Here is a 17,074-nt window from a genome sequence, read left to right on the forward strand (position 1 = left end):
CTAATTTTAAGCTTCTCTTTTATTTTTAATTATCGTTTTGAACATATAAACCAGGTCTTTTTTGAAACTCCAATTTTTAACATACTCTATATTTATTCTGACTTTATCCGGCCATAGCACAGTATCATTATACATAATAGGGTCTTTTACTTTCGATAAAATATCTTCTTCATTCCTGTATTTTAATTGGGCGGGGCCAGTGATCCCTGGCTTTACATTAAGCATAATTCTATCTTCTCCAACTAATTTGTCAGCATACCCTTCTACATCTGGACGCGGCCCCACAAAGCTCATCTCTCCTTTTAAGATATTGACTAATTGAGGTAATTCGTCTAATTTATACTCCCTAAGAATTTTTCCAATTTTGGTTACTTGATGTTGATTTGTCGTGATTGTTGATTTCGAGGTTCCTTTAATTGTTCGTATTTTATATATCTTGAATAACTTTCCTTTCCTGCCCACTCTATTTTGTGTAAAAAGCCCCAATTGTTTCGTTTCAAAAGAACTTATGATCATCAACAAAACAATTAATCCCACTAAAAAAATTAGTAGGATTAATGCAAGTATATAATCAAATATGTGCTTTATTAACATTTCAATTAAAAGAATTTACTTTTAATTCGAGAAGCCAATCGTTTCATTTTTCCGAAAGATGAATTGTCAAAATTCTCATCTCCTGCAAAATAACCATAACCGTAGCCATAACCGTAGCCATAACCATAACCGTAGCCATAGCCATAGCCATAACCGTAACCTGTTTTGATTTGGAAATCATTGAATATAATTCCAACATTTGACACCTCGCCCTCATCGTATTTATTCGAGATAGCATTGATAAAGTTTTTCTCTGAGTAATTATAGCGTGTTACATATAAAGTACAGTCTGCATAACGCATCAAATCATACGAATCTGTTACTAATCCAATAGGAGGAGAATCTATAATGACATATTCGTATTTCTCTTTCAATTCTGTAAACAATTGATCCATTCTTTTACTTAAAATCAACTCTGATGGATTTGGAGGAATTGGTCCTGCTGTAATAATATCCAAGTTGGGTAAAATGGTACGTTGAGTAATATTATTCACATCTAAATCTCCTGCAACATAATCTGTAACCCCAATTTTATTGTTGATGTTAAAATCGTCAAAAATTTTCGGTTTACGCAAATCTAATCCAATCAATACTGTTTTTTTATCCATAGACCCTAAAGAACTTGCAATATTCATCGCATTGAAAGTTTTACCTTCTCCTCCGATAAACGATGTCACCAAAATTGTTTTATTCTGTTCATTAAGAGCCGGATTCTTATATAAATATTTCAGGTTTGAACGAATAGATCTGAACGATTCTGAAATACCTGATTTTGGATTATTGATAACAACCAATGGAGAGTTATCTCCTAAAGGCCCAACTAATCCTATAATCGGAATACTTGTACGACTTGTAATGTCTTTCAAAACGCGCACTTTAAAATCTAGTAATTCTTTAATTACAACATATACTAAAGGGATCAGTAAACCAATACCTAAGGCGATTAAATAATTGCGCTGCGGATTTGGGTAAATAGAACCTTGACCCTGATTTTTAGCAGGATCTATAATTGTGATATCAGAAACAATAGACGCCAAAGACAAATCAGTAGTATTCAACTGATTAATTAAGGTTGAATACATTGTACTATTTATTTCGAATCCACGGTTTGCTTCAACGAATTCAATTTCTTCATAAGGTAAATCTTTTGCCTTAAACTCTGATTCTGCCAACTTACCATTAATCATGGATAAATCTGTATTCAGTTTTTGCAGATGAGCATTGACAACGTTTGAAATATTGTTTCTTGTTTTAGCTAATTGACGATCAATTTCTCTAATTTCATCAGTATTCGGTTTAAAAACCTTCAACATCTGTTCTCTTTGATTTTCAAGATTATCCAATTGATCAACATTTGTCATGTAATAAGAAACATCGAGCCCCGCAATATTAAGTGCTATCAAATTATCAACACTACTCGATTTTTTAGGCATTAATCTATGTAAAGCATTTATTCTTTCTTCAACAAGTACACGTTCTTTGTCTAGAGATGTCAATTTTCCTAAAAGCTCTCCTTTTTTAGTATCAAAATTATAAACTCCTGTTCTTTTCTGTAGTTCTTGTAGATTATCAGTTGCACTATCTAGCTTAAGTTTTACAGCTGCAATTCTTTCTTGTAAATACTTACGTGTTTTGAAGGCAGACAGATTTCTTTCTGATAGCTCGTTTTCTATTAGAACCTGAATGGAGTTATTCAATAAATCTACTGCTTCATTTAAACTTTCAGCATTTTTAGAAACAGATATGATGCTTGATATTTTAGAAGGGTTTGTTACATTGAAATTTCTAGTTGCTCTTGATGTCGCATCTTTAATGGTAACCAATTTGAAAGAAATTGTACTTTCTGAAAAAGGAACAGTAGAACGAGTTAATTTCATTTTATAATTGCGCCCAACCATCCATTGGTTATAATAACCTATTTTTGGAAGATTGATGAGATCCGATTTGATAATACTATCTTTTGAAAAATTATAGAGAGATCCTTTATTATTCTCTACTTCAAAATAAAATGAATTATGATCTTTTGGCTTTACTTTAATTTCAACATTTGCCACTTGTTGATGTAATGTATCAATATGAACATGAAATGGAGCATCTAATTTATAAATACTTGACTTTTTTAACCTTCCCTCCTCTGTATAAAAAATATAAGATTCTGTTTTCTTAACAACTTTTTCATTGTGAATACGAGAAGACAGCGTATAAGTTAGTCCATCTATTTTATTGGCATTCCCTCCCCAAATAAAGTTAATTGAATTTGAGGCCAATGAATTATTTGACGAATTATTATCCTTAATCTTAAAAGTTGTATTCGCTGAATAGATTCTATTTAGTTTCCAATTATTCAAATAATAGGCTACAGCTAATGCTATTAATATTGAAATAATATACAATGGCCAAGCATTAAGCAACCTAGGAATCAATCTTTCTATATCAATAAAATCAGATTGTTTTTTCTTATTTTTTTGATTATCTGTTGTATTTGCCATTTCTAAATTTTATCAAAAAATAAATAAACGCCTAGAATTGTTGCAATAGCCCCCATCACAGTGGTTACAACTGTTAAAGGATTAAGCCCTACGCCCCATACTTTCTCTTTACGAGGATTTACTACTATGATATCATTGTTTTGAATCCAGTAATATTCTGAATTCATAATGGATTCTTTTGTTAAATCTACATACACTTGTTTTGTCCCGTCCAAATCAGTTCTGATGATGCGTACATTTTTTAAATCCGCATAAATATTATTCGTTCCGGTTTTTGCAAAAGCTTCTAAAATAGTCAAATCTCTTTTATTGGCCCTATAAGCACCTTGCTGTACTTCACCTACAATCGTATATTCAATACCTGCTAAATTTACGTCGATGAAAGTTCCCTTTTCATCATATATTTTATAAAATTCATCTTGGATTTTTTTACGAGCTTGTTCTATTGTAAGACCTTCTAGGTAAACATCTCCAATTCTTGGTAATTCAATATTTCCGTCTTTTCGCACTAATACTCCTGCATTTTCACCTTGAGCAAAAGTTCGATTTCCTGAAGAAATAAAATCGTTAAGAATGCCCATTGAAGTATTTGAAGCACTTGAAATATTTATTAATACTCGATCCCCTTTCTGAATATAATATTCAGGTTTATCGAAAGCAATTTTTCCTTTTGAATCTAATTTCAGATTTTGATCTGGCTGAATTAATTGAATATCCTTTAGAGATATACATGAAAACAAGTTCAATATTATCAATAGAATAGCGGTTTTGGTTAAAGTTGATTTTAAGTTAAGCATTTTTATAATGATATTTTTCTATTATTTTTTAATATTACAATATACCTAAGAGATAGCACAAAGCTAGTTGATAGAACAACAAAAATCAAAAATAGTTGATTAATTTCAATATTTCTAAAATAATACCCAACGATTATAAAAAAAATGTTAATTAATACAAGAATAATTGAAGTTTGTAAATGGTTGAATCCTAATTTCAAAAATTGATGATGCAAATGATTTTTATCCGGGGAAAAGGGGCTTCTTTTTCTCAAAATCCTTATTGTAAATACATAAAGCGTATCTAAAATAGGGATCACAAATATAAAAAGTAAAATTACCGGACCCGTTTTTAATCCTAAATTAGATGTTTCGCTTATGTATAAAAAGCGAATGGCCATAAAAGTCAAGATAAATCCAATAACCATTGATCCTGTGTCCCCCATAAATATTTTGAATTTTTTTGAAAGATTATACCGTCCAAAACCTAATAAAACAGCAAGCGTACTAACAGCTAGTATCCCAATCCCGTAATCAAAAATCCGATAAAATATATAAACAAAGCACAAACAAATTACAATTCCTATTCCTGCTGCAAGCCCATCTATTCCGTCGATCAAATTATACGCATTAATTAGAACAATGAATACAAATATTGTAAGCAACACGCCTATAAAGTATGGTATTTTATAAATCCCGAATAATCCGGAAAAGGAATTGATCATAATACCTGATCCAAATATAATTAAAATTGTACTCACGATTTGCCCATAAAGCTTTTTGTCTGGAGCCACAACTAAAAGATCGTCCATTAAACCTATAAAAAAAAGGATGGTAATTGCTGATAAAAAAAAGGAATAATTAACCCCTAAGTCTGTTGCAAAAATAGAAGTGGAAACAACTATCCCGAAAAATAAAGCTACTCCTCCTAAAGTGGGAACTTTATTTATATGAGAACTCCTTTCCCCAGGGACATCCATCAATTGTTTTTTATACGAAATCCTGATAATTTTTGGAATAGAAATCAATGTAATAATTAATGCAAAAAAATATGCACCAAAAATATTTATATAGATAGGTGAAATACTGAGTGTATACAAGTATTCTAATAATTTAAAGTTTTCCATATTTTTTTAATCCATTTAAAGCCCAAAAAAAAGTATAATAAGACGATTGAAGAAAATTCATTTTCAAAAATTTCCTATATACATCATATTGTCTCAAGGCAATATTTAATTTATTTCTCGACACCGAATTTTCTCTAATCCTATAAATAGCTAATGATTCTTCAATAGCTCTGCCATATTTTATTTTTTTTAATAATTGAATCCACATTGCATGGTCTTCTCTCAATTCTACTTTCGGAAACTCTACTATTCCTATTACAGAAGAGTCATATACAGAAGTTAGCATAGGAATTGGGCAATTGTAAAGAATTCTTTTATAATCTACTTTATCAATTGCTATGAAATCCTCTAACAATGGCTTTAAATTCTCATCTACTCGTTTATAGCTCGTATAAACTAAACTTTCATTCTCCCTTTTTAAATAGTTAATTGTTGTTTCTAAAAATTTGGGCAACCATAAGTCATCACTGTCAATAAATGTCATGTATCTTCCTTTAGCTTTACTCAAAGCTAAATTTCTAGCACTTGCAGCGCCTTGATTACTTTTTTGGACGATTAATTTGATTCTTTCATCATTAAATGAGCAAATAGTTTGAACCGAATCATCTGTTGAACAATCATCCACAATAATCCATTCCCAATTTGGGTAACTTTGTTGTTTTATCGACTGATAGGTCTCTGCTATAAATCTTTCAGAATTATAACATGGTGTTATGATTGATACTAGTTCCACCTCCATAATCCGTAAACAGCTTCTTTATTAAAAATAGTTCTATAATTTGCAAAATTTGATTTATGTGCTTGTTTGACTTGAAACCAAAAAATTAACAGAACAGTATAAGAGACAAAACTTAAGTATATAAAGTTTCTTTTAAATACGTCTCCTTTAAATGAGTATACTAATCGCCCTACAGTTAATCCTAAAAAAACCAGATAAAATCCTGGTAACCTGACTCCAAATATTCCTTTTCCTAAAAAAAAGTACAGCAAAACACCAAACACAAAAAGATTTCTAAAGTAACAGTATAGTTTATCTTCTACAGCATATTTATTATAAACAATAATTGACAAAATGGATACTATTTTAACAAAATCACCTATTGCAACACCATCTCCCTGATTATATAGCTGACTCTGATAACTTTCGAATTTATCTTGCCCAATTGGCATATAATCCATTATAACTTCTATAATAGAATTTAAACCTGTATAAAATCCTATTATAGCAAAGACGACTAACCATCCTATAAGCTTCTCATCAAATTTCATAGGAGCTATCCAATATGCCAATACAAATACCACTATTGATTCATGAAATTGAAACCCTATCGCTAAACAAATTAAAAATTTAATCAAATTACGGTCTATTACATATCGAATCGAATATATGGCAATTGCATTCGCTAATCCTTGTCTAATATGTACATGCTCTTCGAACATAAAGTTTGGCATTGCATAAATGAATAAAACCAAAAATGGAAAACCCGCATATTTATAAAATGTAGTTGTTTTCAGAACCAATGATGCTGTTGCAATAATTAGCGTTAACATTCCAAAATCGAATCCAAAATCAACCAATATTTTATTTAATCCCAGATACCCTTCTTCCATTCCGGCCATATAAGCAAATCGATTAAATTCTGCCCAATTAATTCCCGATAAAAGATGAAATGTTTCATAATATGCCAACCAATCAGGACTTAAAGCATATCCCAATCCGGCAGTCAAACACATAATAACAACAATTAATATATAGAGCTGCTTACTAACATTCTTTTTTGAAAATTCTAAAAAGGATGCAACAAGAAGAAAGGCAAATATGAATAAATAAATTAAACTCACTACAAATTAAAATTTAGATAATAATTGAAGGTTTATCAAAGCTAGCCGGTAATAAATTCTTTTTTTCAAGGATAATGAATTTAAGTAGTTTTTGTCGAATCGTTTATAGGCTCTAAGCTCTTTTTGTGTTAATTGGTTCATTTTCAAAAAATCATTAAGTACACTTAACATTTTCTTTTTTAACACCTTATTTTTTACATAGGCCACATACGCTAAATAGGAATAATATCCTTGAATTATTTGAAAACGTCTTAACTCCGTTACAAATGTATTGTATTTACTGTTATAAAAATAATCCGTCACCCCATTAACAGCAACAAACATATCTAGCCCTTTTTCTGTATGTGATTTTGTAATTGAATCCTGTCGCTCGAAATAATTGTAAAAAGGCTCATTAATTTTAGAGATTATTGTCGAATCTAAAACCAGCTTTGGAATCAATTCAATGTCTTCAAAATGAATTCCTTTTTTAAAACGATGTTGTACAAACAATTCTTTTTTGAATATTTTATTACAAGCGAAACAACTCATTTCTCCAAATATCGAAAAATCATCTTTCAAAACTATTCTCTCCGGTAATTGAGGCGATTGCGGTAAATCTCTAAATTCAATTCCATTTTCATTCACTTTCACCAAGTCACATAAAACAATTTCTGACTTATGTTTTTCAGCCAGATCAATCATTTTTTCAAACATCGTAGAATCAATGTAATCATCCGAATCAATAAAAGCAAGATACTCTCCCGAAGCTTTATCGATTCCTACATTCCGGGCATCACTCAAACCTCCGTTTTCTTTTATGATCGGAATAATTCTTGAATCTCTAATTTTATACTGATTAATCAAGGCTTGTGAATCGTCTTTCGATCCATCGTTCACAACAATCACTTCGATATCTTTCAATGTTTGCTTCAAAATCGAATCCAAACATTTCGAAAGATATTTTTCGGTGTTGTAAACAGGAACAATTACTGATATTTTAGGTGGGGTTGTCATTCTATCTGATCAAAAATCGATTCGTATTGCTTAATGATTATTTCTTTACTAAAACGAGAGTCTATGCTCTCTATAACTGTCTCTTTTGAATGAGCTTGAGTCAAAATTTCTTTCATTTTTTTAGCGAAACCTTTTGCATCTTCTATCGGAAAGATTTCTCCATTTATTCCATCTTGAATTATTTCATTAATTCCTCCCGGCGCATTATTTGCCAGGCTATATGTCCCGCAAGCTCCTGCTTCTAACAAGACATTCGGAAAACCTTCGTAACGCGAAGAAAGTACAAACAAATCTGCATAATTGAGATACGCAAACGGATTAGCTACTTTGCCTTTGAACGTTACCTGCAATAAATTTAATTGCTTTTGTTGTTGGATTAATTCATCTTTAAAAGCACCATCCCCTAAAATAGTTAAATGAATAGGTTCATTCTTTAATTCATTCATAACTTTTAACAACAAATCGAATCCTTTTCGTGGAGATAAATTTCCAATCGCCACTATATTTTTATAGCTCGTGTCATACAACTCCTTATTATTTTCGTTTTTCATTCGGTTAATCAAATCGAAATCAACTGGGTTATTGATTTTTACGATTCTGTTTTCCGAAATTCTAAAATTTTGAATCAAATCATTTCTCATGTCATTGCTCTGCGCAATGATTTGATGAAAATTATTATAAAAACGATAAAAGAATAAAATTTCTTTACGTGTCACATGTTTGGACACAACATTCGTTTCGCGTGTAATAAATTTCGTTTTTGAAAAAAAAGGAATAATTGGAGATAAAAAAGCTGAAATTTCACCCCAACCTGTAAAAACAATTTCCGGTTTTAACTTTTGGATTAACGGAATAATTTTAAAAATGGAATAACGAATACGGGAAATATTTAATTCTATAATTTCGACATCACTTTTTAAATGATTCAAATAATAGCCTTCTTTTTTGAATAACACCAGTTTTGGACAGAATTTCGTTCTATCCAACTCATTGCAAAGTGTTGTGATTACACGTTCTGCGCCTCCCTGATTAAGATCCGGTAATATAAAAAGTATTGTCTTCAAAAAATTAATCCTCTATTCTATTGTTTATATATCCTTCTGTTGCTCTCTCATTAGAAATAATTGTCATCGGATTTCCTGTCACAATTGAATTATCCGGCACATCTTGTGTCACATAGCTATTAGGAGCGATCAATACATTATTCCCAATTGTAATTCCTCCCACAATCACCGCATTTGTTCCTACCCAAACATCATCTTTTAAGATTGGATAACCTTTCAATTTTCCCCTATTTGTTTGTCCCAGCGTAACACCATGTGCTAAATTGCAGTTTTTACCAATTTTAGCTTTTGGATTAACCACAACTGTCCCCCAATGACCTAAATTCAAACCGGGACCAATTTCTGTTTTGGCCGAAATTTGGTAACCATATTTTATGGAATAACGTCGCAACAACAAACGATAAAATAATCCTAGAGGATGCTTGGCTGAGTAATGTTGTGCTTTTCTTAAACAATAAATAAATCGAAAACCCGGGCTCATCCATCCTTTTAGGAAAGGAGAAGTCGTCCAATATCCAAAGTTTCGGTAAAAATCCTTCTGAATAATTGTTTTCATATTTAATCATTTAAATAGTATTCAATTGATTTCACAGCATTATCCAGTTCAAAAGGTAATGATTTTGATTCAATTATATGTTTATATTTTGTTGCTATTTCAGGATGATTGATAAAATATTTCATTCCTTCATAAATGGCATTTTCATCATTGTGAATAATATGTCCAAGTTCACCGTTTTTCAACATTTCTCGCACACCTGAAACATCAGTTGCGATAATAGGTTTAGCAAGCACCATCGCTTCAAACAAAACTGTTGGATAACCTTCATAACGGGAAGAAAGAATATAATAATCTGCTTTTACAAAATAAGGATATGGGTTATCCTTAAAACCGATTAATTTCACCGTTTTATCTACATTTAGCTCTTTCACTAATTTTCCGATATTAGGAAAATCATATCCATCGCCGACAATCCAAACTTGGTGAGTAAATCCTTCGTCTAATAAACGACGGTGCGCTCTCAATAATCTGTCAAACCCTTTTTGCGGAAATACTGTTCCAATTGAAACAAAAGTAGATTGATGATCCATTTTTTCTATCTCACAAGAGTCTTCCGCTAATTGTTTAATTTCATCAACATCAATCGGATTAAAAATTCGGGCAATCTTATTTTTATCTTCTACTGAAGGAGCTATATCTAAAAATAATTGCTTGATTTTTTCTGAAATCACTAAAATTTTATCAAACTTGAAAAATAATTTTAAACGTTCTTCTGTATATTCAGGAATATTAGATAAATCATTGTGGATCCAGACTATTTTCTTTGAAGATTTATTTGGTGAATTCAAAATATCATCCGCTATTCCATGTATCGCTGCAAATTCTATATCATACTTTTTGTTTGATAAGATATAGTTATAAAGCAATTTCGGAAATCTTTTGAGAATCGCTTGATAAACGACACGGTAAGCTTTTTTTGGAATATCCTGAAGGCGGTTTGTTGTAATCATTTCGCCTTTGTTTAAGTAATAAACATTAATCCACGATGGAACATCTTTCAGGTATTTGCCTGAATATAGGTTTAACAATAAATCTATTTCGTATTTATCAGGAGAAAGATGCTTTAGAAAAGTGATCAATACTTTTTCCGCACCTCCATGACGAAGCGAGCCAATACGTATTAATATTTTCTTTTTCATAGTTTAGGTTTGTGCAAAAGTAATCATTTTGTCAAAACTATCTTCTTAAAAAGAATAACTAATTAGAATTCGTTCACTTAAAAATTAATTAATACTATATATTTGTAGTTCTAAACCTATTTTCTATGAAAAAATCAACGTCCTTAAATCACCCCATTAGGAATATTGATATAAAAAACATTTTCATTATTTTCAACTTTCAGAAAATGAGCCTAAAAGCACTAAGCTAAAAAAAGACTTTTTGAGACATAATAAATTAGGCTTTCAACTCTACTGTTATCATAACCAACAGTTTGATTATAAATTAAACTAAGTATTCAACAAAAATGAACAATCGATTAAAAAACATTTTTAACACCGCTCCTTTTAAAATTATTCTGTTCTTATTGATAGGGTGGATTATAATGCTAGCTCTAAATTACTATATCACAGAGAATATAACTTATACAGGCTCAAGGATAACGTTCCCTATTAGTATTGTTTATTTTTCTCCTTTCTACTTAGAAGGCATATTATGTGCTATATTATTTTTAATTTTTGGCTTTTTTGTATTACGTAAATGTGAATCTTTTTCTACACCAATTCTAATTATCTGTTACATTCTTTTAATATTACTTGGTAATTTTTCCCAGGGTTCTATTCATAATATTTTCTTAAGATCCTTTATTGACACAGACTTTCAGTATTATCATGATGCCATTAAAATTGACAATGGATATGATTTTATTTCGCACTTCAACGAAAATCAAGAGAACTTGTTAATGCATTCTAAAACTCATCCTCCTTTTGCAGTATGGTTACATTATATTCTTCTAAAGATTTCAAATCATTCTGTTTTAGGACTTTCTTTGTTTATGTCAAGTATTGGTTTATTTGCGATAGTCCCCCTTATTAAAATTTTTAGCTTATTAAATGTTTCCAAATCTTACAGAAATTTATTGTTGATCATTTTTGCTCTAATTCCTGCAGTAAATATATATTCCGTGGTCTCAATCGATGCTGTTTTATTGACCTTTTCTCTTATCTTTTTATATGGTTTATTACTGATTAATCAAGCTCAAAAGATAACTATAAAAGGTATATTAATCACTTTAATTGGTTTTACACTGTCTAATTCCATATCATTTGGCGGTACTTTTTTAGCTGCATTGGCCTTTATTTTTTGTGTATACAACATTATCTACAAAAAAGATTATCATACTTTTATTAACTTTTCCATTGTCGGAATTTTATTCTTATTCATCTTAGTAGTTTTATATGTCTCTTTAAATTACAATCATATAGAAGCATTTTTTAACGCTTCAAAATCAGAAAATCCAAGAGGTTTCAGAGGTTTTGATCAACCATTCATCTACTTTTTTACTCGGATCGAATGCATTAGTGAAATTTTATTATTTCTTTCATTTGCTTTTTTTGCTTACTTATTTAGAAGCAAAGTGTTCAACCTTAAGACATCAAACATCAACTTTATTATTCCTATGATTGCTTTTATTTCTTTAGGACTAATGTTTATAATGGGAGCCTATGGAACAGGAGAAACAGCAAGAGCTTGTTTATTTATTTATCCTTATTTTATTCTTTTATTGATTAATATAAAAGACAAACAAATTTTATATAATATCGCTTACATTGCTTTAACACAAACATTTGGAATGCAGCTGATTGGTGAATATTTCTATTAAAATAATGCTAAAAAATAATGTCTATTTCAAAATTGAGATAGACATTATTTAAGAACTAATTTCTCATTATTTCTTAATTATTTTATAAGTTTTTCCATTCTCTAATACAAAAACATATACTTCTGGTTTTAATTGTTTAATCAGTAAAATACCTAAAATTAGATGTTGATGCAAGAGAAAACATCGCTTCATCCCCTTTTGTATCTCCAAAGGCAATAATTTCATCATACAATGACAAATCGATTTCTTTCTCGATTCTATTTTTCTTCTCGTGATGATTGCAATTTGGTGAAACGAAATCCCCTGTATAAAACCCTTTTTCATCCAATTTGGCTTGGGTACAGATCAATCCCATTTCATAATAATCAGCAAAAGGTTGAAGCCAGAAATCGACTGAAGCCGAAACAATAAATTTATCATTATAATTACTCAATGATTTTATATATTCATCTGCTTTCGAGTAAATCAAATTTTCATGATTTTTTTCAAAATAATTTTGAGCCAATTGATTGATTTCAGTATAAGATTTACCTTTAACAAAGCTCCCTACAAACTGCTCTTTTACTTTTCCTGCATCAATAACTTTTAATTTTGATAAAGCAAAAAGAGGAATAAAAAGAATAAATTGTTTCAAGTAAAGTGATGGAAAACTAAATTTTAGAAAATCGAATAAAGTATCTTTTTTCGTCAATGTTCCATCAAAATCAAAAAGATATAAATTACGGTTCATTACATTTTTAGTTTTTTAAAAATAAACTCAGGAATATTTCGTATAATCATCATAATTCCCCACCACACAAATGTAACATACACCACATTTTTCTTTTTTGTATATGCTTTATAAATAATATGTGCTGCTTCATCCGGTTGAGCCGTTAATGGTTTAGGTGTTTGGATATCAGCCGTCATTTGTGTATCCATAAACCCGGGGATGACAGTTAATACATGAACTTTTTTATGAAATAAATAATTTCTTAGTCCTGCTAAATAAGCTGTAAAACCTGCTTTTGCTGAACCATAAATAAAATTACTTTGACGTCCTCGTTCACCAGCCACAGAAGACAATCCTATGATAGTTCCTGATTTTTTCGCTTCAAATTTTTTTGCAAAATAATTGATCAATACTATGAGTTTAGCATAATTAATTTCTACAATTTGTTTCGTGTTCCAATCGTCATATAAACCTTCTTCAGAGCTTTTTCCTAAATAACCTGCTGCGCAAAATAATAATTCAGAATCTATGTGATTTAATTTGGTCCAATCATTTTCTTTCATCAAATCGAATTCAACAATCTCGCACTGTTGTTCATATTTTGCAAAAAAATGCTGAGCCAACTTCGTTGTTTTTTCGACACTGGAAGTGAATAAATAAACCATTGGAAAACGTTTTCCTTCTTTCAAAACCTTTTCTACAAAAGCTACTGCTATATCTGAGTTTGATCCTATTACTATCATTTTTGCTTAAATCTATTGATACGTTCATTTTGCATCGACTCAAATTTTGAAGATTCGATGTTTTTCAAATAATCTGTTAATGCCGGATTAGACATGGCATCTTTCGTGCGGTAAATATGCCCTCCATAGTCCATCACAATTTTATCTAAACTTGCAATTAATTTTTCCAATTTACCATTCACTTTAAAGTCTAAAGCCAACGTATAGCCTTTCATTGGAAAAGAATTATACGCCTGTGGATTATGCTCTCCAAATAACTTCAAAACAACTAAAAAAGAGCCATTTCCACTTGCCGCAATCGTTTCCAATATTTTTCGCATTCCTTCTTTTCCTCGTTCTTTTGGAATAACAAATTGGTATTGAATAAATCCGTTTTGTCCATAAATCCGATTCCAATTATGAACAGCATCTAATGGATAAAAAAATGTTTCGTAATCGACATAATTTTTCACATGCTTTTTCCCTTGTTTATTAAAATACAACCAATTAAACATCTTAATAGAGAGAGGATTCAGTGCGAAATTCGGAAAGAAAAAAGGAATATTTAAATTCAATTTCTTTTTAATTGACAAAGGATTTTTCTTTAATTTCTCAGGCAACTCTTCTAACGTTGCGTGTTCACCACGTAACATAATTGATTTTCCTAAATTTGCACCTTTTTGAAGGCAATCTAACCAGGCAACATTATAGGTCCAAGACTCTGAAGATTCAAATAACTCAAAAATTTCGTCTAAATTTTTAGCTTGAATAGCTTCATTCCGAATATAAGCGGTTTCAATTTTTTTCAACATGAACCGTGCGGAAAGAACAACACCTGTCAAACCCATTCCTCCTATTGTTGACCAAAATAATGCTGTATTTTCATTTCTGGAGCAACGTAAAATATCTCCGTTCTCAATCATCAAATCAAAATGAATTAAATGATCCGAAAAGCATCCATCAATATGATGGTTTTTGCCATGAACATCCGAAGCTATTGCTCCTCCAATTGTAATAAATTTTGTCCCCGGTGTTACAGAAATAAAGAAACCTGAAGGAATTGAAACTTCTAAAATATCAGACAATAAAACGCCAGATTCTACTTCAATAATTCCATTTTCTCTGTCAAACTCAATAAATTTATTCCAGCTGGAAGTAGAAATTACTGTATGTTGTAACGAAGCATCTCCATAACAACGTCCGTTTCCACGAGCAATTAATTCTTCATTTGAAAGAATTGCTTCCTGAAATTCTAGAATCGTCGTCGGAGAAACAACATTTGCTTTTATAGATGGATAAAGTCCCCAATTCGCTATTGGAGTTAATTTTTTATTTTCCATTATTAAAATAAATCAATAAAATGTAACTAATTCCCCACATGATAATTAAGAACTGTAAAAAATGATCTTTAAAAATTAATTTGGTAGGAGATTCTGTTTTTAAATATACAAACGTCTGTTGCAAATAGCGCAAAACAGCAGCAAAAACAAAGACAAAAGTATAAACAATATAATGATGAAACTTGGATTGTGTTTCCGGAGAAAGTATAAACATCATGTAACAAATGACTGCAACAGTGCACGTAATCGACAAGGCCGAATTAAGAAAATTAAGGTTATAACCATCAAGGGACTTTCTCGTAATCCCCTCTAAATCGGCATTAATTAATTCTCCTCTTCGTTTACCTAGTGCTAAAATAAGGGCTAAATCAAAAACCAATAAGATGGTCCAATCCGTAATTAGAATTCCTGTCATGTATCCTCCTACAAAGACTCTTAGCAAGAAACCTAAAGCGATGATCATTACATCTAAAATTGCAATTTGTTTTAGTTTGAACGAATACGCTAAATTCATGAAGAAATAAATCGCAACAAGAATTGCAACTTGTTTATTGCCAAAAAGAAAAATTAAAATTGAGGAAAAAACAACTAATACAAAAAATAAAACAAGTGCGTTTTTTTTCGAAATCTTTCCACTTGCCAAGGGTCTATTTTTTTTCTCCGGATGTTTTTTATCTTTTTCTATGTCAACATAATCATTGATAATATAAATACTACTCGCTACAAAAGAAAAAATAAGAAATCCATAAAATGATTCGATAAACAAATCAATGTCAAATAATTTTCCCGAGAAAAAAACAGGTAAAAAAACAAATAAATTTTTCACCCATTGATTCACTCGCATAAGTTTTAGATAGTTTTTCATTTTATTTTAATATTCTTTTATAAAGTTTAATTAGTTTCTTCTCAAATAATTCATAACAAAACAATCCAAAAATAATCACAGCGATAATCACTATCAGAGGTGATAAATAACCTAGTTTTAAATTTTCGTCTAAATACCTCACAAACACAACACCTATATGATAATGAATCAAATACATACAATAAGAAGCTGCACCTATTTTTAGTAAAATAGGCTGTTCCAAAAATCTCAATTTTTCCGGTTTGTAGACAAATGTTATGATAAATAATAAAATAAAAAAATCAAATAGAATCACTTCCAGATTTCGCTCTTTTAAAACAGTCAGCCCTAATAAAAATATAATAATATATAAGAAATTCTTATTTTTTGTTTGATAAAGCTGAAGTAAAAACATACCTATTATAAACCAAATACATTCATTAAAAAGAACTAAACATCGTGCAATAAGTTTATAGTAGTCAAGCTGACTTTCAGAAAAGTAATTCAATAAAAAAGGACGTGTAGTATGTGAATAAAAGATCATTTGTAATGGCATCATAATCGCACATAATATGATAAAATACAAGAGATATTTAGTTTTATTCATAAAATATAAAAATCCTATTATAATATAAAAACAAACCTCTACCCAGAGGCTCCAATAAGCATTGTCTAAATAATAATATTTTAATTTTCCTGAGTATAAATTAAATACATGGGGATCTATAAAAGTGTTAGCTATCAAATAATTCCAACTATTTTTTGAATTTTCATAACCTTCACCGGTATAAAGAAATGCAAAAAAGGTAAAGGTTAACGTCGAACAGATTATCATTGCTGGAGATAACCTTATAAATCTATTCTTTAGATAAGTTTTAAAATTATCTGTACGCTCTAATGTTAAGCTGATTACAAATCCCGAAATTATAAAGAATAAGGGCACACCTAGCATTCCGAAATACGATAAATCTCCTAATTCAGGAAAATTACTCGAGCTATAATAATGATGTACAAAGACCATTAATATAGCCAGTACGCGCATTGTATCAAAAACTTTAATTCTGTCTTTATTTATCATAGGCTGGCTATTAGTTAATTGAAGCCAATCTTTAATAATTGGCTCCTTCTTTCATTGGTTAGATTTTAAAACAGTAACTTTTGCGTAATGCATTTAGCTGTTTATTATAC

The 17,074-nt window shown here is 30.2% G+C and carries 16 protein-coding genes; 1 reads left to right on the forward strand and 15 read right to left on the reverse strand.

Translation table 11 applies throughout. The annotated features are described in order from the left end of the window. Nucleotides 1–6: 6 nt before the first annotated feature. The 10 genes from H277_RS0103675 to H277_RS0103720 are packed head-to-tail and all read right to left on the reverse strand — an operon-like array spanning nt 7 to nt 10,586. Nucleotides 7–594, reverse strand: a complete 588-nt coding sequence (locus H277_RS0103675) for a sugar transferase (protein WP_019974228.1) — start codon at nt 592–594, stop codon at nt 7–9. A gap of 5 nt (nt 595–599) precedes the next feature. Further along, on the reverse strand, nt 600–3,083 hold the full coding sequence (locus H277_RS20370) for an exopolysaccharide transport family protein (RefSeq protein WP_019974229.1): 2,484 nt from the start codon (nt 3,081–3,083) through the stop codon (nt 600–602). 2 nt (nt 3,084–3,085) lie between these two features. Continuing rightward, the gene (locus tag H277_RS0103685) at nt 3,086–3,880 is read right to left on the reverse strand and encodes a polysaccharide biosynthesis/export family protein (RefSeq protein WP_081623186.1); all 795 of its coding nucleotides are present in this window, start codon (nt 3,878–3,880) and stop codon (nt 3,086–3,088) included. Between the two features lie 2 nt (nt 3,881–3,882). Further along, nucleotides 3,883–4,986 carry a glycosyltransferase family 4 protein gene (locus H277_RS0103690; RefSeq protein ID WP_019974231.1) on the reverse strand — a complete coding sequence of 368 codons (1,104 nt, stop codon included), beginning with the start codon at nt 4,984–4,986 and terminating at the stop codon, nt 3,883–3,885. Next, the gene (locus H277_RS0103695) at nt 4,973–5,725 is read right to left on the reverse strand and encodes a glycosyltransferase family 2 protein (RefSeq protein WP_019974232.1); all 753 of its coding nucleotides are present in this window, start codon (nt 5,723–5,725) and stop codon (nt 4,973–4,975) included. Before H277_RS0103695 ends, H277_RS0103690 begins: the two co-directional genes overlap by 14 nt. Then, nucleotides 5,710–6,828 (reverse strand): EpsG family protein, encoded by a 1,119-nt coding sequence (locus H277_RS0103700; RefSeq protein WP_019974233.1) that lies wholly within the window; start codon nt 6,826–6,828, stop codon nt 5,710–5,712. The genes H277_RS0103695 and H277_RS0103700 overlap by 16 nt, the downstream gene beginning before the upstream one ends. A gap of 6 nt (nt 6,829–6,834) precedes the next feature. Next, nucleotides 6,835–7,824, reverse strand: coding sequence for a glycosyltransferase family 2 protein (locus H277_RS0103705; protein WP_019974234.1), 990 nt, complete (start codon nt 7,822–7,824; stop codon nt 6,835–6,837). Continuing rightward, nucleotides 7,821–8,888, reverse strand: coding sequence for a glycosyltransferase (locus H277_RS0103710; protein ID WP_026357393.1), 1,068 nt, complete (start codon nt 8,886–8,888; stop codon nt 7,821–7,823). The genes H277_RS0103705 and H277_RS0103710 overlap by 4 nt, the downstream gene beginning before the upstream one ends. 4 nt (nt 8,889–8,892) lie before the next feature. After that, a complete protein-coding gene (locus tag H277_RS0103715) occupies nt 8,893–9,444 on the reverse strand; it encodes a serine O-acetyltransferase (protein ID WP_019974236.1) in 552 nt (183 codons plus the stop codon). Nucleotides 9,445–9,446: 2 nt separating this feature from the next. After that, nucleotides 9,447–10,586 (reverse strand): glycosyltransferase, encoded by a 1,140-nt coding sequence (locus H277_RS0103720; protein ID WP_019974237.1) that lies wholly within the window; start codon nt 10,584–10,586, stop codon nt 9,447–9,449. Between the two features lie 326 nt (nt 10,587–10,912). Between H277_RS0103720 and H277_RS0103725 the strand changes: the two genes are divergently transcribed. After that, entirely contained in the window at nt 10,913–12,268 is a 1,356-nt protein-coding gene (locus H277_RS0103725) for a hypothetical protein (protein WP_244874872.1), read from the forward strand. A gap of 136 nt (nt 12,269–12,404) precedes the next feature. Here the strand turns inward: H277_RS0103725 and H277_RS0103730 are convergent, their stop codons facing one another. From H277_RS0103730 to H277_RS0103750, 5 genes are read right to left on the reverse strand one after another with little or no spacing between them, the layout of a single operon-like run. Then, the gene (locus H277_RS0103730; protein WP_019974239.1) at nt 12,405–12,998 is read right to left on the reverse strand and encodes an HAD-IB family phosphatase; all 594 of its coding nucleotides are present in this window, start codon (nt 12,996–12,998) and stop codon (nt 12,405–12,407) included. Continuing rightward, nucleotides 12,998–13,723 carry an SDR family NAD(P)-dependent oxidoreductase gene (locus H277_RS0103735; RefSeq protein ID WP_019974240.1) on the reverse strand — a complete coding sequence of 242 codons (726 nt, stop codon included), beginning with the start codon at nt 13,721–13,723 and terminating at the stop codon, nt 12,998–13,000. Before H277_RS0103735 ends, H277_RS0103730 begins: the two co-directional genes overlap by 1 nt. Next, nucleotides 13,720–15,042 carry an FAD-binding oxidoreductase gene (locus H277_RS0103740; protein WP_019974241.1) on the reverse strand — a complete coding sequence of 441 codons (1,323 nt, stop codon included), beginning with the start codon at nt 15,040–15,042 and terminating at the stop codon, nt 13,720–13,722. The genes H277_RS0103735 and H277_RS0103740 overlap by 4 nt, the downstream gene beginning before the upstream one ends. Beyond that, entirely contained in the window at nt 15,032–15,907 is an 876-nt protein-coding gene (locus H277_RS0103745) for a UbiA prenyltransferase family protein (RefSeq protein WP_019974242.1), read from the reverse strand. Before H277_RS0103745 ends, H277_RS0103740 begins: the two co-directional genes overlap by 11 nt. Before the next feature lies 1 nt (nt 15,908). Next, nucleotides 15,909–16,964, reverse strand: a complete 1,056-nt coding sequence (locus H277_RS0103750) for an acyltransferase family protein (RefSeq protein WP_019974243.1) — start codon at nt 16,962–16,964, stop codon at nt 15,909–15,911. Nucleotides 16,965–17,074 lie beyond the last annotated feature (110 nt).

It is taken from the genome of Empedobacter brevis NBRC 14943 = ATCC 43319 (assembly GCF_000382425.1).
GTDB classification, from domain to species: Bacteria; Bacteroidota; Bacteroidia; order Flavobacteriales; family Weeksellaceae; genus Empedobacter; species Empedobacter brevis.

Coding starts and splice junctions, on each gene's coding strand:
- H277_RS0103675 (WP_019974228.1), bottom strand. CDS start 594: ATGTTAATAAAGCACATATTTGATTATATACTTGCATTAATCCTACTA.
- H277_RS20370 (WP_019974229.1), bottom strand. CDS start 3,083: ATGGCAAATACAACAGATAATCAAAAAAATAAGAAAAAACAATCTGAT.
- H277_RS0103685 (WP_081623186.1), bottom strand. CDS start 3,880: ATGCTTAACTTAAAATCAACTTTAACCAAAACCGCTATTCTATTGATA.
- H277_RS0103690 (WP_019974231.1), bottom strand. CDS start 4,986: ATGGAAAACTTTAAATTATTAGAATACTTGTATACACTCAGTATTTCA.
- H277_RS0103695 (WP_019974232.1), bottom strand. CDS start 5,725: ATGGAGGTGGAACTAGTATCAATCATAACACCATGTTATAATTCTGAA.
- H277_RS0103705 (WP_019974234.1), bottom strand. CDS start 7,824: ATGACAACCCCACCTAAAATATCAGTAATTGTTCCTGTTTACAACACC.
- H277_RS0103715 (WP_019974236.1), bottom strand. CDS start 9,444: ATGAAAACAATTATTCAGAAGGATTTTTACCGAAACTTTGGATATTGG.
- H277_RS0103720 (WP_019974237.1), bottom strand. CDS start 10,586: ATGAAAAAGAAAATATTAATACGTATTGGCTCGCTTCGTCATGGAGGT.
- H277_RS0103725 (WP_244874872.1), top strand. CDS start 10,913: ATGAACAATCGATTAAAAAACATTTTTAACACCGCTCCTTTTAAAATT.
- H277_RS0103730 (WP_019974239.1), bottom strand. CDS start 12,998: ATGAACCGTAATTTATATCTTTTTGATTTTGATGGAACATTGACGAAA.
- H277_RS0103735 (WP_019974240.1), bottom strand. CDS start 13,723: ATGATAGTAATAGGATCAAACTCAGATATAGCAGTAGCTTTTGTAGAA.
- H277_RS0103740 (WP_019974241.1), bottom strand. CDS start 15,042: ATGGAAAATAAAAAATTAACTCCAATAGCGAATTGGGGACTTTATCCA.
- H277_RS0103745 (WP_019974242.1), bottom strand. CDS start 15,907: ATGAAAAACTATCTAAAACTTATGCGAGTGAATCAATGGGTGAAAAAT.
- H277_RS0103750 (WP_019974243.1), bottom strand. CDS start 16,964: ATGATAAATAAAGACAGAATTAAAGTTTTTGATACAATGCGCGTACTG.